Origin of the sequence: Microbacterium sp. CR_7, assembly GCF_041954755.1 — a bacterium.
GTDB lineage: Bacteria > Actinomycetota > Actinomycetes > Actinomycetales > Microbacteriaceae > Microbacterium.
Genome location: NZ_JAVAYF010000002.1, coordinates 506,547 through 523,862, shown reverse-complemented (window position 1 = coordinate 523,862; position 17,316 = coordinate 506,547). Strand labels below are relative to the sequence as shown.

The window sequence follows — 17,316 nt, the reverse complement described above, 5'->3', positions numbered from 1 at the left end:
GAAAGGATGCCGTCGGCGCACCGCTCACCGCGAGTCGCGGCCCCCGGCGAGCAGCGCGTCGAGCATCTCCAGCGCGGCCTCGTGGTCGACCGACGGGTCGAGCAGCCATTGCGTCTGCAGGCCGTCGGACGCCGCGATGACGAGCGACGACACGAGCACGGCATCGAGGTCGTCGCGGATCTCGCCCGACGCCTGCAGCTCTCGCACGCGCTCGGCCATCTGTTCGCGCAGGCGGGAGAAGCGCTGCGTCGCGAACTCGTACGCGGCCGGGTGTCCCTCTTCGAGCGCACTGGCGACGAGCGTCGAGTAGAGCTGCACGAGTCCGGGGATGTTGCGGTTCTCCTCGGCGGAGACGCGCATCATCATCGCCGGGCTCAGACCGGACGGCTCGGGATGCTCGGTGTCATTGCGCCGCTCCGACTCGCGGTACACGGCGACGAGCAGCTCTTCCAGCGATCCGAAGTAGTGGGTGAGGGCGGCATGGGTGACGCCGACCTCTTGTGCGATAGCTCGCAGGCTCGTGCGCTTCGATCCGCGTTTCGCGAACACCTCGATGGCCTTGTCGAGGATCTCCTGGCGACGGGCGATGCCCTTCGCATAGCGCCCCGGACTGCGGGTCTCGTCGTCGGAGGGAGCGGCCATGATCCCGATGATACTCACGCCGAGGCGAAAACCTCCGATTGGAGGTTCGGATGCTACGCGGGCCGCACCTGGTTCACGAGCGGCTCCCCGGCCGCGAGACGAGCGACATTGTCGTCGATGAGACCGCTCGCCCCGACCGGGCGGTTGCCGGCCACGTGCGGCGTGATGAAGAGGTTGGGCGCGCTCCACAGCGGGTCGTCGGATGGCAGCGGCTCGGCCTTCGCGACATCGATCGCGGCGGCGCGGAGGTGCCCCGATCGCAGCGCGTCGACGAGGGCCACTTCGTCGACCGTCGCGCCGCGACCCACGTTCACGAAGGCGGCTCCCGCGGGCAGGGCAGCGAACACGTCGCTGTCGAACAGGTCGGCCGTGGAGTCGGTCGCGGGCAGCAGTGAGACGAGGATGTCGGTGTCTGCCAGCACGGCGTCGGCGTCGGCATCCGCGTGCACGGGGAAGCCGGCGCGGTCGCCGGCGCTGCGTGCGATGCCGCGCACCTCGGCGCCGAGCTGGCGGAGCACCGGGGCGAGAGTCGTGGCGATGGAGCCGAAGCCCCAAATGGTGACGCGTGCGCCCGAGAGCGTGAACTGCGCACGGGTCTCCGTCGCGCTCTGCTCCTCGTTGAAGTCCTCGTCCCAGCGGTGATCGCGCTGCGCGTCGCGCAGGCGGTCGAGGCGACGCACGACCGCGAGGATCAGGGCGAGCGTGTGCTCGGCGACGGGCCCATCGTGCAGCGACCGCCCCGAGCAGATGCGCACCTCGGGGGCGAAGCCCGACCGAAGCACGACGTCGGCTCCGGATGCCAGAGCCTGCACGAGTCGCAGGCGGGGCAGCTGACCGGCGGCCTTCTCGAGCCAGGCGCCCGAGTTGTGCCAGACGACGAGCACGTCGGCGTCGCGGTGCTCCTCGGGGATCTCCTGCGCGATGTTGTAGACGACGGCCTCGGCCTCGCCGCTCAGGTGCAGGTCGATGGTGTCGGGGATCAGGATCTTCATTTCGCCTCCGGTTCCACCGTAGTCATGCGGCACCGTCTGGAGGTCACCGCGATTCGTCTCGCTTCGCTCGCTCGACGACACGGGGGACCGCTCGCTCCATGCCCCGCGGGAGACTCGCTCGCGCTGCCGACGCGCCCGCCGAGGCCCACCACCCCCGCCGAGACCCACCTTCCGCGACGTCGTTCGCGGTGGGTGTCGACGCGCGTGGTGGGTTTCAGGACAGGGCGGGCTTCGATCGCTCAACGACCCGCGGGAGAATCGCTTGCGCTGCCGACGCGGGCGCCTCGCTCGGAGATGTGCGCTTCGCGCGGACGGATCTCGCGAATTCGGCCGCACGAAGCGCACACATCCTCCGGAGGTGCTCGGCCTGCGGCTCGTTCGACAACCTAGAGGAGGGTTGCCGCGGCCTGCTTCGCCGCGCCGAGCGCGACGTACTCGCCGGGCTCGGGCACCTCGACCGGGAGTCCCAGCACCTGGGGCGCGATGCGGCGCACGGCCTCCGACTGCGCGCCGCCTCCGATGAGCAGCGCGCGTTCGAGGGGGATGCCGAGGGCGCGGAGCGCGTCGAGGCCGGCACCGAGTCCGCGCAGCATCCCCTCCACCGCCGCACGCGCGAGGTTCTCGCGCGTGGTCGAGGCGAGCGTCATGCCGCTGAGGGTCGCGGTCGCGTCGGGGAGGTTCGGCGTGCGCTCGCCCTCGAAGTAGGGGAGCAGGGTCAGCCCGGCGGCTCCGGGGGTCGCGGCGAGAGCGAGGTCGCTGAACTCGTCGTGTCCGACGTCGAGCAGAGCGGCGGTGACGTCGACCACCCGGGCGGCGTTGAGCGTCGCGATCAGGGGGAGGAAGAGCCCGGAGGCGTCAGCGAAACCCGCGATGGTGCCCCCGGGGTCGTTCACGGGTTCGCGACTGACGGCGAACACCGTGCCCGAGGTGCCGATCGACACGACGACGTCACCGGGTTCGGCACCCAACCCGAGCGCCGCTCCCGCGTTGTCGCCGGCGCCGGGTCCGACACGGCGACCGTCGGCATCCGCCACCCACTCATCCGCGCTCAGCACGCGGGGCAGGATCGCATCGTGTCCGAGCGCCGCCACGAGCAGGTCCCGGTCGTACTCGCCGGTCGCGGGGTTCCAGTACCCGGTGCCCGAGGCGTCCGACCGGTCGGTCACGAGCTCGTCGAGCACGGGGTTCTCGGGGCCGAAGCCGCGCAGACGCCAGGTCAGCCAGTCGTGCGGCAGCGCGACGGCGGCGACGCGCGCCGCGTTCTCGGGCTCGTTGTCACGCAGCCAGCGGAGCTTGGTGATCGTGAACGACGCCACCGGAACCAGACCCGTCCGCACCGCGAGAGCGGCCGCGCCGAACTCGTCGATCAGATCCGCGGCCGCTCCTGCCGAGCGGGTGTCGTTCCACAGCAGTGCATCGCGGATGACGCGGCCCTGTGCGTCGAGCGCGACGAGGCCGTGCTGCTGCCCGCCGATCGACCAGGCGGCGATGTCGTCGAGCGAGCCGGCCTCTGCGATCGCGTCTTGCAGTGCGCTCCACCAGGCCTCGGGGTCGACGGAGGTCCCGTCGGGGTGAGCGGCGCGACCGGTGCGGACGACCGCTCCGGTCGCACTGTCGACGACGACGACCTTGCACGACTGGGTCGACGAGTCGACCCCGAGCACCAGGGGCATGGCGATCAGCGGGCGCCGAGCAGGTGCTCGGTGGCGAGCTGCTGCAGACGCACGAAGCCGAAGCCCTTGCCGCCGAAGTACGCGTTCGCGTCGAAGTCCTCGTACGCGCTGCGGTCGGCGAGGAAGTCGTCGTACGACTCGCCCTCGGCGAGGGTCGGCGTCGAGAGCTCGTCGACGCGCGCGGCGGCCAGAGCCTCCTGCACCTCGGGGTCGGCGCGGAAGGCGGCGGCGCGCTCCTTCAGCAGCAGGTAGGTGCGCATGTTCGCGGCGGCCGAGTCCCAGACGCCGTTCTCGTCCTCCGTGCGGCTGGGCTTGTAGTCGAAGTGACGGGGGCCGTCGTATGCGGGCACGCCGCCGGGGCCGCCGTTCTCGAGCAGGTCGACGAGCGCGAACGCGTTGTGCAGGTCGCCGTGTCCGAACACGAGGTCCTGGTCGTACTTGATGCCGCGCTGGCCGTTGAGGTCGATGTGGAAGAGCTTGCCGTGGTACAGCGCCTGCGCGATGCCGGCGGCGAAGTTGAGGCCGGCCATCTGCTCGTGGCCCACCTCGGGGTTGAGTCCGACGAGCTCGGGGCGCTCCAGCGAGTCGATGAACGCGATCGCGTGACCGAGCGTGGGCAGGAGGATGTCGCCGCGAGGCTCGTTCGGCTTCGGCTCGATCGCGAAGCGGATGTCGTACCCCTTGTCGGTCACGTAGTCGCCGAGCAGGTTCACGGCCTCGCGGTAGCGCTCGAGCGCCGCCCGGATGTCTTTCGCGGAGTCGTACTCCGCGCCCTCGCGGCCGCCCCACATCACGAACGTCTTGGCGCCGAGTTCGGCGCCGAGGTCGAGCTGACGGAACACCTTGCGCAGCGCGTAGCGGCGCACGTCGCGGTCGTTCGAGGTGAAGCCGCCGTCCTTGAAGACCGGCGCGCTGAAGAGATTGGTGGTCACCATCGGAACGACGATGCCGGTATCGGCGAGCGCTCCCTTGAGGCGGTCGATCTGGGTCTGACGTTCGGCGTCGGTCGAGCCGAACGCGAAGAGGTCGTCGTCATGGAAGGTGAGTCCGTATGCGCCGAGCTCGGCGAGCTTCTCGACCGCGTGCACGACATCGAGCGCGGGACGGGTCGGACCGCCGAACGGGTCGGCGCCGTTGTATCCGATGGTCCAGAGGCCGAAGGAGAACTTGTCGTCGCGAATGGGGGTGGGCATGGCTGCTCCTGTGCAGGTCATCGAATAAGTTGCGTTTGACAACATATCTCACGACAGGCGGAGCGTCCACCCCCTACAGTGAAGGGATGCCGTCTTCGTCGAGTCCCGCCAACGGTACCCGCCCGCACAATCTGGCGCGTGTCCTGCGGCTCGTTCACGAGGAGGGTGCGCAGTCCCGCGCCGCACTCACCGAGCGCACCGGACTCAACCGCTCCACGATCGCCGACCTCGTCGCGGAGCTGGTCCGGCGCGGTCTCGTCGACGAGCGCGTGCCCGAGGTGCCGGGTCGCGTCGGGCGCCCCTCGCCGGTCGTCACGGCATCCGCCCGCGTCGTCGTGATCGCCGTCAACCCCGAGGTCGACGCGATCGAGATCGCCGCGGTCGGGCTGGACCGCAGCATCCTCGTGCGCGAGCGCCTTGCGAACGACTCCGTGCCCACACCGGAGGTCGTCGCCGCGGTGGTCGCCGAGCGGATCGCGGCCTGGCGCGCCGATGCACTCTCCGACTGCCGCGTCGAGGCGGTGGGGATCGCGGTGCCGGGACTCGTCCGTGCGAGTGACGGCGTGGTGCGCAACGCGCCGCACCTCGACTGGGTCGACGTGCCGCTCGCCGAACTCGTGCGCGCCGCGGCAGACGTCACGGTCGCGGTCGACAACGACGCCACGCTCGGCGCGATCGCCGAGCACCGCTATGGGGCCGGTCGCGGCATCGACGACCTCGTCTACCTCAACGGAGGAGCCTCGGGCATCGGCGGCGGTCTCATCATTCACGGCATCCCAGTGACCGGAGCGGGCGGATACGCGGGGGAGTTCGGACAGAACCGTCCGCGCATCACCGACGACGCCGACCGCCGCACGGCCGACGGCGTGCTCGAGGCGGAGGTGAGTCGGCGCCTTCTGCTCGATGTCTCCGGGCTCGACCAGGCCGACGACGACACGCTCGATCGCGAGTTGACAGCATCCGACTCGTTCGAGGTCGAGGCGGAGGTGACGCGTCAGGCCCACGTGCTCGCGAGTGCGCTCGCCAACGCGGTGAACGTGCTGAACCCCTCGGTGATCGTGCTCGGCGGGTTCCTCGCAACGCTCGCCGAGCTGCAGGGCGAACGGCTCGCCGCCGACGTCGCCGCCCTCGCGATGACAGAGAGCGCCGAGGGGCTCGAGATCCGGCCCGCTGCCCTCGGGGCGGACCGCCTGTTGATCGGCGCCGCCGAACTCGCGTTCGCCGAGCTGCTGGCCGATCCGGGCGAGCGCGGCTGAGGCTCTCGCGCGTCGCGGAGAGCCGATCGCATCGGACACGGATGGTCGGGTCGCGGGCTACGCTCGAGCCACACGATGGTGAGGAAAGGAGGACCTCATGATCGGAACGCTCAACGCGCTGGTGGATCGGATCGAGGCCGCGACGGGCGATGAGCTCGACGTCGCGGACTTCGCCCGAGCGCACGGCACGACCGAGTACCATCTGCGCCGGATGTTCTCGGCGCTCGCGGGCATGCCGCTGTCGGAGTACATCCGTCGGCGGCGCATGACGCTCGCAGGCGCGGAACTCGCGGCGGGGGCGCCGAGCCTGCTCGACGTCGCCGTCCGGCACGGCTACGGATCGGTCGAGGCGTTCGGTCGCGCGTTCCGTGCCGTGCACGGGATCGCAGCGGCGGATGCGCGCCGGGACGGGGGTCCTCTCCGCACACAACCCACGCTCCGGTTCCGCCTGAGCGTCGAAGGGAGAAGTCCGATGGACGTCACCATCACCACCGCACCCGAGCTCGTGCTCGTCGGCCACGCCGTCGAGGTGCCGCTCATCCACGAGGGCGTGAACCCGCACATCCAGCAGCACATCGCGGGGATCCCCGCCGAAGAGCATGCCCGGCTCAAGGCGCTCAGCGCCGCCGAACCCGCCGGCATCCTCGCCGTCACCGGCGACACGCCTCCCGACGCGCCGGAGGGCACGATGCTCACCTACCTGCACGGAGTCTCCGTGCAGCCGGATGCCGAGGTGCCGGCCGATCTCGACGCGATGCGTGTCGACGCAGGATCGTGGGCGGTCTTCACGGCGAGCGGTCCGTTCCCCGAGACCCTACAGAACCTCTGGGCGGCGACCGCGACCGAGTGGTTCCCGTCCAATCCGTGGCGGCTGCGGCCCGGGCCCTCGATCGTTCGCTACCTCGAGTTCACGGGGACGCATGCCTCGTGCGAGCTGTGGTTGGCGGTCGAACCGGCGTGATCGCCGACGTCGGGCGGGTGGGGTGCCGACCACCTGCCCGATGGTCACGCCGCGGACGCCTGACTAAGCTGGCGCGATGGCCGCTCCCGAGGAGATCACCTCTTCGTTGGTCCGCCTGCTCGTCTCGGAGCAGTTTCCGCAGTGGTCGGCGCTGCCGATCCGTCCGGTGGACATGCAGGGGTGGGACAACCGCACCTTCCGTCTCGGCGACCGGATGACCGTCCGTCTCCCGAGCGCCGACGGCTACGTCGCCGGCCTGGTCCGTGAGGAGCGCACCCTCGGGATCCTCGGCTCCCGCTTCCGCGTCGCCATCCCGCGCGTCGTCGCGACGGGTGCGGCCTCGCCCGCCTTCGACCGACCGTGGTCCGTTCGCGAGTGGATCGAGGGCCGGACTCTGATCGCGGTGGGACCGCGTGAGCGCGACAACGCCATCGTCAGCCTGGGCGATGCCCTGAGCGAGTTGCAGGCTCTCGACACGGGCGGGGGACCCTGGGCGGGAAGCGCATCTGCTTACCGCGGCTGTCACGTCAGTGCGGTCGGCGAGGATGTGCAGAGCCGGCTTGCACTCCTCGCCGGACGCCATGCTGAGGGCTGCCGGGCCCTCTGGGATGCGGCCGTGGCCACGGTCTGGACCGAACGACCGGTCTGGGTTCATGGCGATATCGCGCCGGGGAACATGCTGTTCGATCGCAGCGGCCGACTGACGGCGCTGATCGACTTCGGACAGACATGCATCGGCGATCCCGCCTGCGACCTGGCGTTCGCATGGTTGAGCTGCAGCTCTCGCGAACGAGATCTCCTGCGCGAGCGGCTGGACCTGCCGGAGGATGCATGGCTGCGAGGAGCTGCATGGGCCCTGTGGAAAGCCCTCATCAGTTCCCCCGAGGAGATGCTCGCGAAGTACGGGCGCTCTCGTGATGCGGTGCTGAGCGATGTGGCGGACCTGACGATGGGATGAGAGCTGCTCGCTTCTATGTGTGATGCGAACGACGCGGGCAGCAGCGCGGCGATGACGAGCGCGGTCCGCATCGCGCGTCGTCGCCTAGACCTGGCCCCAAGTGGAGATGGCTGGAGCGTGCATCACGGCACGCCTCAGTGGCGCTCGCTCTCGCTGGGGGCGGCCGGTGTGAATTCGGCAGCCTCGGGGTGGTTCATGTCGAACGCGGGTCGTTCGCTGCGGATGCGTGGCATGGTGACGAAGTTGTGACGGGGCGGGGGACACGAGGTCGCCCACTCGAGCGATGCACCGTAACCCCACGGGTCGTTGACCGTGACCTTGGGCGCCTTGCGGGCCGTGATCCACACGTTGAGGAAGAACGGCAGCATGGACGCGCCGAGGATGATGGCGCCGATCGTGGAGAGTTGGTTCTGCCATGTGAACTGGTCCTGGTCGGCATAATCGGCATACCGTCGGGGCATGCCGTCGACTCCCAGCCAGTGGTGGATGAGGAACGTCATATGGAAGCCGATGAACAGCATCCAGAAGTGCACGTACCCGAGGCGCTCGTTCAGCATGCGGCCTGTCCACTTCGGCCACCAGAAGTAGAAGCCCGAGAACATGGCGAACACGACCGTTCCGAACACGACGTAGTGGAAATGGGCGACCACGAAATAGCTGTCGTGCAACGGGAAGTCGAGCGGTGGAGACGCCAGGATGACGCCGGTCAGTCCGCCGAAGACGAAGGTCACGAGGAAGCCGAGTGCAAAGACCACCGGGGTCTCGAAGGTCACGGACCCTCGCCACATCGTGCCGATCCAGTTGAAGATCTTCACACCCGTCGGAACCGCGATGAGCATCGTCATGAGCGCGAAGAACGGCAGCAGGACCGAGCCCGTGACATACATGTGGTGCGCCCACACGGCGACCGAGTACGCCGCGATGGCGATGGTCGCGTAGATGATCGTCTTGTACCCGAAGAGAGGTTTGCGGCTGAACACCGGGAAGACCTCCGACACGATGCCGAAGAACGGCAGCGCGATGACGTATACCTCGGGGTGGCCGAAGAACCAGAACAGATGCTGCCAGAGGAGCACCCCGCCGTTCTGCGGATCGAAGATGTGGGCGCCGAGGATGCGGTCAGCGGACGCGGCGAACAGTGCCGCTGCGAGCACCGGGAACGCCATGAGCACGAGGAGACTGGTGATCAATGTGTTCCATGTGAACACGGGCATGCGCCACATCGTCATGCCGGGGGCACGCATCGTGATGATCGTGGTGATGAAGTTCACCGCACCGAGGATGGTTCCGAAGCCCGAGATGCCCAGACCCAGCATCCACAGATTTCCGCCGGCGCCAGGGGTGAAAGTGGCGCTCGCCAGCGGCTGGTAGGCCGTCCAGCCGAACGACGCGGACCCCTGCGGGGTGAGGAAGCCGGCCACCGCGATCGTCGAGCCGAAGAAGAACAGCCAGAAGGAGAACGCGTTCAATCGCGGAAACGCGACGTCCGGCGCTCCGATCTGCAGCGGCATGATGGCGTTCGCGAACCCGGCGAACAGCGGCGTGGCGAACATCAGCAGCATGATCGTGCCGTGCATGGTGAACAGCTGGTTGTACTGCTCCTTCGTCGGCACGATCTGCATGCCCGGCGCGAACAGCTCAGCACGGATCACCAACGCCATCACGCCGCCGAGGAGGAAGAACAGCACCGAGGCGATGAGGTACATGTACCCGATCGTCTTGTGGTCGGTGGAGGTGATCCACTTGACGACGATGTTGCCCTTCTGCTCGACGCGCGACGAGCTCATGAGAGCGGCCTGACGCGCAGCGGAGCGTCGCGTTTCAATGGTCATCGGGAACTTCCTCGGTCTTCGTGGTCGATGGTGTCGTCCGCAGGCCCGCGCCCCGCATCGAACGCTTTCGCGTAGCGGGAGCGTGCCTCGTCGAGAAGGGTTTCGCTCAATACCGCGAGAGGTTCCACGGTGCGCAGCAACGGTTCGCAGTCAGGGCCCCTCCCGCACTCCTCTCCGCGGAGAATCCAGGCGAACCGCTCGGGTTCTTCGTCCGCGAGGTGGCGGTACTGCGACAGCTGCCGCGCAAGCCAGTCCTCGAGGGGACGGGTCCACCAAGCCTCCGGATCGAGCGGATTGACGGAGAGCCCGGGCAGCTCGAGACCGCTCTCGGTGTCAACGCTGCGGTGGAGCGCGTCCTTTTCGGGTCCGGCGGAGTAGCGAACGTACAAGCCCGGGCACGCCCGAACGACCGCGGCAAGCTGAGAGAGATGATCCACGCGCCGGAGAGCGTGGTTCGCCGACGCGACATCGCGGCGGCTCGGATACGAGGTAGGTCGCGGCATACGCCGACGGTAGAGTTCCGGCTGATCGGTCGAGATGGGGATTGACGGATCTGGGGAAGTGGGGCGATCATGGCGCGCTCGTGTTCGCTGGTTCTCTCCGTTGGGGTCGGAATCAATCAGCAGTTCAGGCTGTCGGAGTGATGGAGAGTCTTCGGGTCGCGATGCGCGTGAGAGTGTCGCAGAGGTTTGCGATCCCGGGGTCCGCCTGGTCAGTGCGCATGGCGAGATGGGGCCTCCGCGGCTCCGGCATCGCCGCGTCCAGCGGGCACCCGTTCCATCCGAGTACTCTGTCGCCGAGACGGCGGGCGGGGGGCGAAGGCGAAGCGCCTTCGCCCCCAGGTCCGCTGCTCAGACGGTGAGGAGCACTTTGGTGGCGCGGCGTTCGTCCATGGCCTTGTAGCCTTCGGCGGCCTCCTCGAGCGGCAGGGTCAAGTCGAACACGACGCCGGGCTCGATCTTGCGGTCCCAGATCAACTGGATCAGGTCGGGCAGGAACCGGCGCACGGGTGCAGGGCCGCCGTGGAGGTGCACGCCGGAGAAGAACAGTTCTTCACCCGGGAGGGTGACGTCATGGGAGACGCCGACGAATCCGACGTGCCCACCGGCGCGGGCTGCGCGAATCGCCTGCTGCATGGACTCCTGAGTGCCGACCGCTTCGATGACGGAATGAGCACCGAGACCGTCGGTGAGCTCCTTGATGCGTGCTACGCCCTCGTCGCCGCGCTCTTCGACGATGTCGGTCGCGCCGAAGCTACGGGCCAGCTCTTGCCGGTCGGCGTGTCGTGACATGGCGATGATGCGATCGGCGCCGAGCTGCTTCGCAGCGAGGATACCGAGAAGTCCCACGGCACCGTCACCGACGACGGCGACCGTCTTCCCGGGTCCTGCCTCGGCGGCCACGGCGGCGAACCAGCCGGTACCGAGCACGTCGGAGGCGGCGAGGAGTGAGGGGATGAGATCGAGGTCGGGCTGCCCTGGGGTGGCGACGAGCGATCCGTCCGCCTGGGGGACGCGGGCGTACTCGGCTTGGGTGCCGATGGTGCCCATCAGGGTGCGGTGTACGCAGTGGGACTGGTAGCCGGCCTGGCAGATGTCGCAGGTGTTGTCGGAGGTGAAGAAAGATCCGACGACGAAGTCGCCGACCTTCACGTTGCGCACGTCGGCACCGATTTCGGTGACCACTCCGGCGTACTCGTGCCCCATGGGGGCGTGATCGACCGGTTCTGCTCCGCGATACGGCCACAGGTCTGATCCGCAGATGCAGGTGGCGGCGAGTTTGATGATGGCGTCGGTGGGTTCGAGGATCGTGGGGTTTGCGCGATCTTCGACGCGGACGTCGCCGGGGGCGTACATGATGACTCCACGCATCGTGGTGTCCTTCCTTTGTTCTTGTTGAGGGTTATCGGGCGCGGGCTACGTCGTGGATGCCCGAGGCAGTATCTCGACCGTGGCTGCTCGAGGACCCGCCGTCACCATGCGTGGCAGGTAGGAGCTGCCGGCGTACTTGGTGTTGTAGGCGGCGTCGATTTGGCCGTCCAACGCGCGATCCGGTTTATTGAAGGCAACTTCGAGGGTGTGGCCACCCGCGGCGATCCGGCCCGCGCCCTGCGTCACCGCCGCGGTGTACCAACGTCCGCTGGTGCCGTTCCAGGCGCGGACGAACAGGCGCCCGTCCACGACCACCGACCAGATCCACGTCGGCGTTCCGTAAGTGCTCCCGTCGCCGCGAAACGGGCTGATGTGCAGGTCGTCGCTATTGGCGATGTCACGCAGGACGTCGGAATCCCATGCGGTCATGTCAGTTCTCCCGGTCCGCGGGAGCACCTTCTTCGCGACAGCGATCGCCGCCATCGCTTTGGGCCAACCGGTGTAGAAAGCCAGGTGAGTGAGGGCTTCGATCAGCTCCTCCTGGGTGACGCCGTTGTCCTGCGCGAACGCCAGGTGGAAGGACAGCTGGTCAGTGCTGCCCATCGCCACCAGCGCGGACACAGTCACCAGGCTCCTGTCACGCTTGGACAGCTCGGGGCGCTCCCACACCTCATCGAAGAGGACCTTGTCGGTGTAGTGGGCCATGGCGGGCGCGATGTCGCCGACGGACTCTTGTCCGCCGGTCCAGCCGGTGTCGGTGTTTTCGCTCATGATTGAACTCCTTCCGTCGGATACCACTCAACGCTGTCTGCGTGGCGTGTGGGAGTCTCTGGTGAAACGTGTACTGGCAGAGCATTCCTCGCTGACGGGCGGGCGCGTAGCGTCCTCGTTATGGACAATCAGAGCGAGGTGCGCGAGTTCCTGACCTCTCGTCGGGCGCGTTTGACGCCGGAGCAGGCGGGGCTCCCGGCGGGAAGCAACCGCCGGGTGCCGGGGCTGCGGCGCGGTGAGGTGGCGATGCTCGCCGATGTCAGCGTGGAGTACTACTCCAAGATCGAGCGTGGCAACCTCGTTGGCGCCTCCGACAGCGTGTTGGACGCGATCGCGAGGGCGCTGCAGCTGGACGCCGCTGAGCGTGCGCACCTGTTCGACCTCGCGCGCGCCGCCACCGGCCCCGCCCTCGGGACACCCAGGCGGAAACCAAAGGGGTGGGCCACGCGGCCCGGTTTGCAGCTGGTGCTCGATGCGATCACCGGAGGGCCGGCGTTCGTCCGCAACGGGCGGATGGACATCCTCGCCACCAACCCGCTTGGACGGGTCTTCTATGACGAAATCTTCGACGGGCCCGGACAGGGCAACATCGCACGGTACGCGTTCCTCGACGAACGCTCTCACACCTTCTACCCCGACTGGGCGGGCGCTGCGGACATCACTGTCCAGATCTTGCGCACCGAAGCCGGCCGCGACCCTTACGACAAGGGTCTGCAGGACCTTGTCGGTGAGCTCTCGACCCGCAGCGACGAGTTCCGCGTCCGATGGGGCGCGCACAACGTCCGCCAGCACACGACCGGGACGAAGAAATTCCACCACCACGCGGTCGGAGAACTCACTCTGATCTACGAGGAGTTGGCGCTGACCGCCGAGCCCGGCTTGTCGTTCCTGGTCTACACCGCCAACCCCGGGTCGGCCACGGAGGAGCGGCTGCGCCTGTTGGCCAGCCTCGCCGCCACCGACAACACCTCACCCGCGCCCTACCAGGTGAGCGAAGGAACGGAGAAGCGCTCATGAGAAAGCAGCAGAAACCCGCGACCACCAAAGGGTCGGCGGACTGGTTCACCGGCGATGTCTACGTTGATGCGATCGCGACACCGCAGGACGGTGACCAGCGCATGATCGTCAGCCGGGTGCGGTTCACGCCTGGGGCGCGCACCGCGTGGCACGCGCACGGTCGAGGGCAGACCCTGCATGTGACCGAAGGCGTCGCCCTCATCGGCACCCGCGACGGCGCGGTGATCCGCGCGACGCCGGGTGAGACGATCTACACCCCTCCGGGCGAGGAGCACTGGCACGGCGCCACCCCGGAGGACTTCATGGAGCACCTCGCCATGTTGGAGGACGCAGAGGGCTCCGACGCGCAGGACGGCTGGTACGAGCACGTCACCGACGAGGACTACACCACCGCGAACGAGGAGTAACACGATGCACAGACGCACACTCGGACAAGGCTTGCAGGTCTCCGCTATCGGATTGGGCTGCATGGGAATGTCCCAGAGCTACGGCCCCAACCCCGGCAGCCGCGAAGACATGATCGCGGTGCTCCGCTCCGCCGCCGACCTCGGGATCACGTTCTTCGACACCGCAGAAGTGTACGGGCCGTACGCGAACGAGGAACTGGTCGGCGACGCCCTCGAACCGGTACGCGACGAGGTCGTGATCGCGACGAAGTTCGGCTGGGACATCCAGGGCGGCGCCAGCGTCGGCCTGAACAGCCGCCCCGAACAGATCCGCCGCGTCGCTGACGCATCGCTGAAGCGGCTGCGCACCGACGTGATCGACCTGTTCTACCAGCACCGCGTCGACCCGAACGTTCCCATCGAAGACGTCGCCGGGGCTGTGGGTGACCTCGTCGCCGAAGGCAAGGTGCGACACTTCGGGCTGTCCGAGGCGTCCGCCGCCACCATCCGCCGCGCCCACGCCGTCTTCCCAGTCACCGCGTTGCAGAGCGAGTATTCGCTGTGGACCCGCGACCCGGAGACCGAAGTGCTTCCCACACTCGCCGAGCTCGGCATCGGTTTCGTTCCGTTCAGCCCTCTCGGCAAGGGGTTCCTCACTGGCACCGTCGACACCTCCACCACCTTCAGCGACGATGACATCCGCCGCCGCGTTCCCCGCTTCGAAGAAGAGAACCTCGCCGCAAATCAGGCGCTCGTCGATCACGTGAAGGAACTCGCCGCCGCCAAGGGGGTCACGCCCGGTCAGGTCGCGTTGGCATGGCTGCTGGCACAGCATCCGTGGATCGTCCCGATCCCGGGCACCCGCCGCGCCCCACGCGTCGAGGAGAACGCCGCCTCCACAACGGTGCCACTTTCCGCGGACGAGCGGAACGATCTGGACGGTCTCACCCGCCGGATCGGCGTACAGGGCGACCGGTACAACGCCCAGCACATGGGCTACCTGGACCACTGATCGGCACCCGACGAGCGCAGGAAGAACACGGATGAGGATCGCTGTACTCGGCACCGGGCTGGCTGGCCGCGCCCTCGCCGCGCGCCTGGCCAGCCGGGGCGATGTCCGTGCCCCGTGGCACGATGAACGCACGGTCCACAGCGAGAAGCGAGGGTGCACGATGCCGACCGATCCGAAGAAGACGCTCGACGCATACCGGGCGAAGCGGGGCGAGTTCCGCCTCGTCGAGGTGCCGCCGCTGCAGTACCTCATGGTCGACGGCGCGGGAGACCCGAACACTGCGAAGGAATACACGGATGCCGTCGCCGCACTCTTCCCGCTCGCGTACACGCTGAAGTTCGCGGCCCGTGCCGAACTCGATCTCGATGTCGTCGTGATGCCGCTCGAAGGCCTCTGGGATGCGCCCGACAAGGAGTCGTTCACGACCAAGCGCGACAAGTCGGCCTGGCTGTGGACGATGATGATCATGGTGCCTGGCCAGGTGACACCGGAGATGTTCGCGGCGGCCGTCGACAAGGTCGAAGCCAAGGCGGCGGCGAAGAAGGAGCCCCTGCCTGCGCTGCGGTCGGTGCGGCTCGAGACTCTCGACGAGGGACTGAGCGTGCAGACATTGCATGTCGGCTCGTACGACGACGAAGCCCCGGTGCTGGCCGAGCTGCACGACGCGTTCATCCCCGAGAACGGCCTCCGCATGACCGGACGTCACCACGAGATCTACCTCGGCGACGCTCGGCGGGTCGCTCCCGACCGTCTGCGCACGATCCTCCGGCAGCCGGTCGAACGCACGTGACTGCCGCACGACGCCGTCGGGATCAAGCCCCTCCGGCCCATCGCTCCCACGGCGATATCCTGCATCGATGACGACAGCGAAGTCCGCGGCGCACGAGGCCAGGGGATCGGACGCCTTCCGACGTGTCGCTCGGGCCGGCTTCGTGGTGATCGGTCTCGTGCACATCATCATCGGAGCGCTCGCCGTGTCCATAGCCTCGGGCGGTGGCGGCGACGCCGATCAGGACGGCGCGATGCAGCAGATCCGGTCGACGCCCGTCGGCGGCCTCGTGCTCGCGCTCGTCGCCGCGGCGCTCGTCGCCCTCGCCGTGTGGCAGGTCGTGAGCGGCGTCGTCGCCGTCGGCGGCGAGGTGAAGAAGTGGGGGCAGCGGATCAAGCTCTTCGGAATCGCCGTGGCATACCTCGTGATCGCCGGACTCGCGGTCATCTACGCGTTCGGAGGCAATGCCGAGTCCGAGAAGTCGTCGAAGTTCGTGAGCGAGGTGCTGCTGGGGGCGCCGGGAGGCATCTTCCTCCTCATCGCCGTCGGCCTGACCGTGGTCGGAGTCGGCGTCGGCTTCGTCGTCAGCGGCTTCACCACCGGGTTCCGGAAGACGCTCGACCTCCCGTCGGGTGCGGGACGTCCGCCGATCGTGGTGCTCGGGGTGATCGGCTACATCGCGAAGGGCGTCGCCATCGCGCTGACCGGCATCCTCTTCGTCGTGTCGGCCTGGACGCACGACCCCGACAAGGCCGGAGGTCTCGATGCTGCGTTGCGCAGCCTCACCGACCTGCCGTTCGGGCGGGCCGTGCTGTGGGTCGTCGGCGCCGGACTCGTCGTGTACGGCGTGTTCTCGATGGTGCGCGCCCGCTACGCCCGCATGTGACCCGGGTCAGGTCGCGCCAGGCTTCTCGCTCCACAGGAGCAGGAAGCCGCCGATCCGCCCGAGCGCCATCGCGCGCCCGATCGTGAACAGCACGGTCGGGCCGGGGATCACGACCATGATGAACGCCGCGACGACGAACGTCGCGAGGGTGTCGACGCTGAACATGGTGCGAGCCTAGCCTTGTGGCGCTGACGAGGATCCGCCGACGTCGCGCACGCAGCGGAACCCGATGTGCGTGGTCGCTGTGTCTTCGCTCTGCGGGGATCTGGCTGCGGGGCGATACCGCATGCAGTACTCCGGCGAGCAGAGATGCGATCCGCCTTTCAGGACTCGGCGGCCCCGCTCGGCTTCCGCCGCAACATGTGGGAACAGGTTCTGGCGATGCCCGAGCTCGGGTCCCGCGTGCCCCGGTGGAATGTGCCGGGAGGCGTATCGATCCGAAGTCCACTCCCAGACGTTTCCGGTCATGTCGAAGAGTCCGTAGCCGTTGGCGGGGAAGGCCCCCACCGGTGAGGTGCCCACCCATCCGCGTGCCCCGGTGTTCCGGTAGGGGAAGCTGCCCTGCCATCGGTTCACCAGGAGCTCTCCGCTGGGGGACTCCTCGTCGCCCCACGCGAACACCGCCTGGGCGAGGCCGCCGCGGGCGGCGTACTCCCACTCCACCTCGCTGGGCAGGCGCTTCCCTGCCCACATCGCGTAGGCGACGGCGTCACGGTAGGCGACCTGGACGACCGGGTGGTCGAGAAGGGCGGACAGATCGGATCCCGGGCCGAAGGGACGCGCCCAACTCGCACCCGGCTGCCAGCGCCACCACTGGCGCCAGTCATCGAGCTCGACGGGGCCTGTCGTCGGCTCGAACACCATCGCGCCGGGAGCGCGTTCGTCGGGGCTCAAGGCGTCGAACGCATCGCCGTCGAGCGGCTCTTCCGCCACAGTGACGTAACCGGTGGCCGCGACGAAGGCAGCGAACTCGCGATTGGTCACGGGGTGCTCGTCGATCTCGAACGTCTCGACGGTCCGGGCATGGACCGGCCCCTCGTCTGGGGAGAAGCCGACGGCGCCCATGAGGAACTCGCCTCCCTCGATCCTGATCATCG

The 17,316-nt window shown here is 68.4% G+C and carries 18 protein-coding genes; 8 read left to right on the top strand and 10 right to left on the bottom strand.

Annotated elements, in window-relative coordinates; all coding sequences use genetic code 11:
- Positions 1 to 24: 24 nt before the first annotated feature.
- The 4 genes from RAC81_RS05705 to xylA all read right to left on the bottom strand — a co-directional run bounded on the left by RAC81_RS05705 (position 25) and on the right by xylA (position 4,500).
- Positions 25 to 642 carry a TetR/AcrR family transcriptional regulator gene (locus RAC81_RS05705; protein WP_375081423.1) on the bottom strand — a complete coding sequence of 206 codons (618 nt, stop codon included), beginning with the start codon at positions 640 to 642 and terminating at the stop codon, positions 25 to 27.
- 53 nt (positions 643 to 695) lie between these two features.
- On the bottom strand, positions 696 to 1,634 hold the full coding sequence (locus tag RAC81_RS05700; protein WP_375081422.1) for an NAD(P)-dependent oxidoreductase: 939 nt from the start codon (positions 1,632 to 1,634) through the stop codon (positions 696 to 698).
- A 386-nt stretch (positions 1,635 to 2,020) separates the two neighbouring features.
- Positions 2,021 to 3,307 carry a xylulokinase gene (xylB, locus tag RAC81_RS05695; protein ID WP_375081421.1) on the bottom strand — a complete coding sequence of 429 codons (1,287 nt, stop codon included), beginning with the start codon at positions 3,305 to 3,307 and terminating at the stop codon, positions 2,021 to 2,023.
- 5 nt (positions 3,308 to 3,312) lie between these two features.
- A complete protein-coding gene (xylA, locus tag RAC81_RS05690) occupies positions 3,313 to 4,500 on the bottom strand; it encodes a xylose isomerase (RefSeq protein ID WP_375081420.1) in 1,188 nt (395 codons plus the stop codon).
- A gap of 86 nt (positions 4,501 to 4,586) precedes the next feature.
- Here xylA and RAC81_RS05685 point away from each other — a divergent pair, with 86 nt between their 5' ends.
- The 3 genes from RAC81_RS05685 to RAC81_RS05675 all read left to right on the top strand — a co-directional run bounded on the left by RAC81_RS05685 (position 4,587) and on the right by RAC81_RS05675 (position 7,675).
- Positions 4,587 to 5,756, top strand: a complete 1,170-nt coding sequence (locus RAC81_RS05685) for an ROK family protein (RefSeq protein ID WP_375081419.1) — start codon at positions 4,587 to 4,589, stop codon at positions 5,754 to 5,756.
- A 97-nt stretch (positions 5,757 to 5,853) separates the two neighbouring features.
- Entirely contained in the window at positions 5,854 to 6,717 is an 864-nt protein-coding gene (locus RAC81_RS05680) for a GyrI-like domain-containing protein (RefSeq protein WP_375081418.1), read from the top strand.
- Positions 6,718 to 6,793: 76 nt separating this feature from the next.
- Entirely contained in the window at positions 6,794 to 7,675 is an 882-nt protein-coding gene (locus RAC81_RS05675) for an aminoglycoside phosphotransferase family protein (protein WP_375081417.1), read from the top strand.
- 134 nt (positions 7,676 to 7,809) lie between these two features.
- Here the strand turns inward: RAC81_RS05675 and ctaD are convergent, their stop codons facing one another.
- The 4 genes from ctaD to RAC81_RS05655 all read right to left on the bottom strand — a co-directional run bounded on the left by ctaD (position 7,810) and on the right by RAC81_RS05655 (position 12,149).
- A complete protein-coding gene (ctaD, locus tag RAC81_RS05670) occupies positions 7,810 to 9,507 on the bottom strand; it encodes a cytochrome c oxidase subunit I (protein WP_375081416.1) in 1,698 nt (565 codons plus the stop codon).
- A complete protein-coding gene (locus RAC81_RS05665; protein WP_375081415.1) occupies positions 9,504 to 10,010 on the bottom strand; it encodes a DUF6098 family protein in 507 nt (168 codons plus the stop codon). The genes ctaD and RAC81_RS05665 overlap by 4 nt, the downstream gene beginning before the upstream one ends.
- Before the next feature lie 348 nt (positions 10,011 to 10,358).
- Positions 10,359 to 11,378 (bottom strand): zinc-dependent alcohol dehydrogenase family protein, encoded by a 1,020-nt coding sequence (locus RAC81_RS05660; RefSeq protein WP_375081414.1) that lies wholly within the window; start codon positions 11,376 to 11,378, stop codon positions 10,359 to 10,361.
- 45 nt (positions 11,379 to 11,423) lie between these two features.
- Positions 11,424 to 12,149, bottom strand: coding sequence for a DUF2255 family protein (locus tag RAC81_RS05655; RefSeq protein WP_375081413.1), 726 nt, complete (start codon positions 12,147 to 12,149; stop codon positions 11,424 to 11,426).
- 120 nt (positions 12,150 to 12,269) lie between these two features.
- Here RAC81_RS05655 and RAC81_RS05650 point away from each other — a divergent pair, with 120 nt between their 5' ends.
- The 5 genes from RAC81_RS05650 to RAC81_RS05630 all read left to right on the top strand — a co-directional run bounded on the left by RAC81_RS05650 (position 12,270) and on the right by RAC81_RS05630 (position 16,219).
- Positions 12,270 to 13,166: a helix-turn-helix domain-containing protein gene (locus RAC81_RS05650; RefSeq protein ID WP_375081412.1), complete on the top strand. Its 897-nt coding sequence runs from the start codon at positions 12,270 to 12,272 to the stop codon at positions 13,164 to 13,166.
- Entirely contained in the window at positions 13,163 to 13,573 is a 411-nt protein-coding gene (locus RAC81_RS05645; protein WP_375081411.1) for a cupin domain-containing protein, read from the top strand. Before RAC81_RS05650 ends, RAC81_RS05645 begins: the two co-directional genes overlap by 4 nt.
- Positions 13,574 to 13,577: 4 nt before the next feature.
- Positions 13,578 to 14,564 (top strand): aldo/keto reductase, encoded by a 987-nt coding sequence (locus RAC81_RS05640; RefSeq protein WP_375081410.1) that lies wholly within the window; start codon positions 13,578 to 13,580, stop codon positions 14,562 to 14,564.
- 160 nt (positions 14,565 to 14,724) lie between these two features.
- The gene (locus tag RAC81_RS05635; RefSeq protein ID WP_375081409.1) at positions 14,725 to 15,354 is read left to right on the top strand and encodes a GyrI-like domain-containing protein; all 630 of its coding nucleotides are present in this window, start codon (positions 14,725 to 14,727) and stop codon (positions 15,352 to 15,354) included.
- Between the two features lie 67 nt (positions 15,355 to 15,421).
- Entirely contained in the window at positions 15,422 to 16,219 is a 798-nt protein-coding gene (locus tag RAC81_RS05630; protein WP_375081408.1) for a DUF1206 domain-containing protein, read from the top strand.
- 6 nt (positions 16,220 to 16,225) lie between these two features.
- On the opposite strand, the gene RAC81_RS05625 is transcribed toward RAC81_RS05630, so the two are convergent.
- Together RAC81_RS05625 and RAC81_RS05620 are read right to left on the bottom strand one after the other, a co-directional pair.
- On the bottom strand, positions 16,226 to 16,384 hold the full coding sequence (locus tag RAC81_RS05625; RefSeq protein WP_375081407.1) for a hypothetical protein: 159 nt from the start codon (positions 16,382 to 16,384) through the stop codon (positions 16,226 to 16,228).
- A 9-nt stretch (positions 16,385 to 16,393) separates the two neighbouring features.
- On the bottom strand, positions 16,394 to 17,314 hold the full coding sequence (locus RAC81_RS05620; RefSeq protein WP_375081406.1) for a formylglycine-generating enzyme family protein: 921 nt from the start codon (positions 17,312 to 17,314) through the stop codon (positions 16,394 to 16,396).
- Positions 17,315 to 17,316: the final 2 nt, after the last annotated feature.

Coding starts and splice junctions, on each gene's coding strand:
- RAC81_RS05620 (WP_375081406.1), bottom strand. CDS start 17,314: ATGATCAGGATCGAGGGAGGCGAGTTCCTCATGGGCGCCGTCGGCTTC.
- RAC81_RS05625 (WP_375081407.1), bottom strand. CDS start 16,384: ATGTTCAGCGTCGACACCCTCGCGACGTTCGTCGTCGCGGCGTTCATC.
- RAC81_RS05640 (WP_375081410.1), top strand. CDS start 13,578: ATGCACAGACGCACACTCGGACAAGGCTTGCAGGTCTCCGCTATCGGA.
- RAC81_RS05645 (WP_375081411.1), top strand. CDS start 13,163: ATGAGAAAGCAGCAGAAACCCGCGACCACCAAAGGGTCGGCGGACTGG.
- RAC81_RS05685 (WP_375081419.1), top strand. CDS start 4,587: ATGCCGTCTTCGTCGAGTCCCGCCAACGGTACCCGCCCGCACAATCTG.
- RAC81_RS05635 (WP_375081409.1), top strand. CDS start 14,725: ATGCCGACCGATCCGAAGAAGACGCTCGACGCATACCGGGCGAAGCGG.
- RAC81_RS05675 (WP_375081417.1), top strand. CDS start 6,794: ATGGCCGCTCCCGAGGAGATCACCTCTTCGTTGGTCCGCCTGCTCGTC.
- RAC81_RS05650 (WP_375081412.1), top strand. CDS start 12,270: ATGGACAATCAGAGCGAGGTGCGCGAGTTCCTGACCTCTCGTCGGGCG.
- RAC81_RS05655 (WP_375081413.1), bottom strand. CDS start 12,149: ATGAGCGAAAACACCGACACCGGCTGGACCGGCGGACAAGAGTCCGTC.
- xylB (WP_375081421.1), bottom strand. CDS start 3,307: ATGCCCCTGGTGCTCGGGGTCGACTCGTCGACCCAGTCGTGCAAGGTC.
- RAC81_RS05705 (WP_375081423.1), bottom strand. CDS start 642: ATGGCCGCTCCCTCCGACGACGAGACCCGCAGTCCGGGGCGCTATGCG.
- RAC81_RS05665 (WP_375081415.1), bottom strand. CDS start 10,010: ATGCCGCGACCTACCTCGTATCCGAGCCGCCGCGATGTCGCGTCGGCG.
- RAC81_RS05660 (WP_375081414.1), bottom strand. CDS start 11,378: ATGCGTGGAGTCATCATGTACGCCCCCGGCGACGTCCGCGTCGAAGAT.
- RAC81_RS05700 (WP_375081422.1), bottom strand. CDS start 1,634: ATGAAGATCCTGATCCCCGACACCATCGACCTGCACCTGAGCGGCGAG.
- xylA (WP_375081420.1), bottom strand. CDS start 4,500: ATGCCCACCCCCATTCGCGACGACAAGTTCTCCTTCGGCCTCTGGACC.
- RAC81_RS05680 (WP_375081418.1), top strand. CDS start 5,854: ATGATCGGAACGCTCAACGCGCTGGTGGATCGGATCGAGGCCGCGACG.
- ctaD (WP_375081416.1), bottom strand. CDS start 9,507: ATGACCATTGAAACGCGACGCTCCGCTGCGCGTCAGGCCGCTCTCATG.
- RAC81_RS05630 (WP_375081408.1), top strand. CDS start 15,422: ATGACGACAGCGAAGTCCGCGGCGCACGAGGCCAGGGGATCGGACGCC.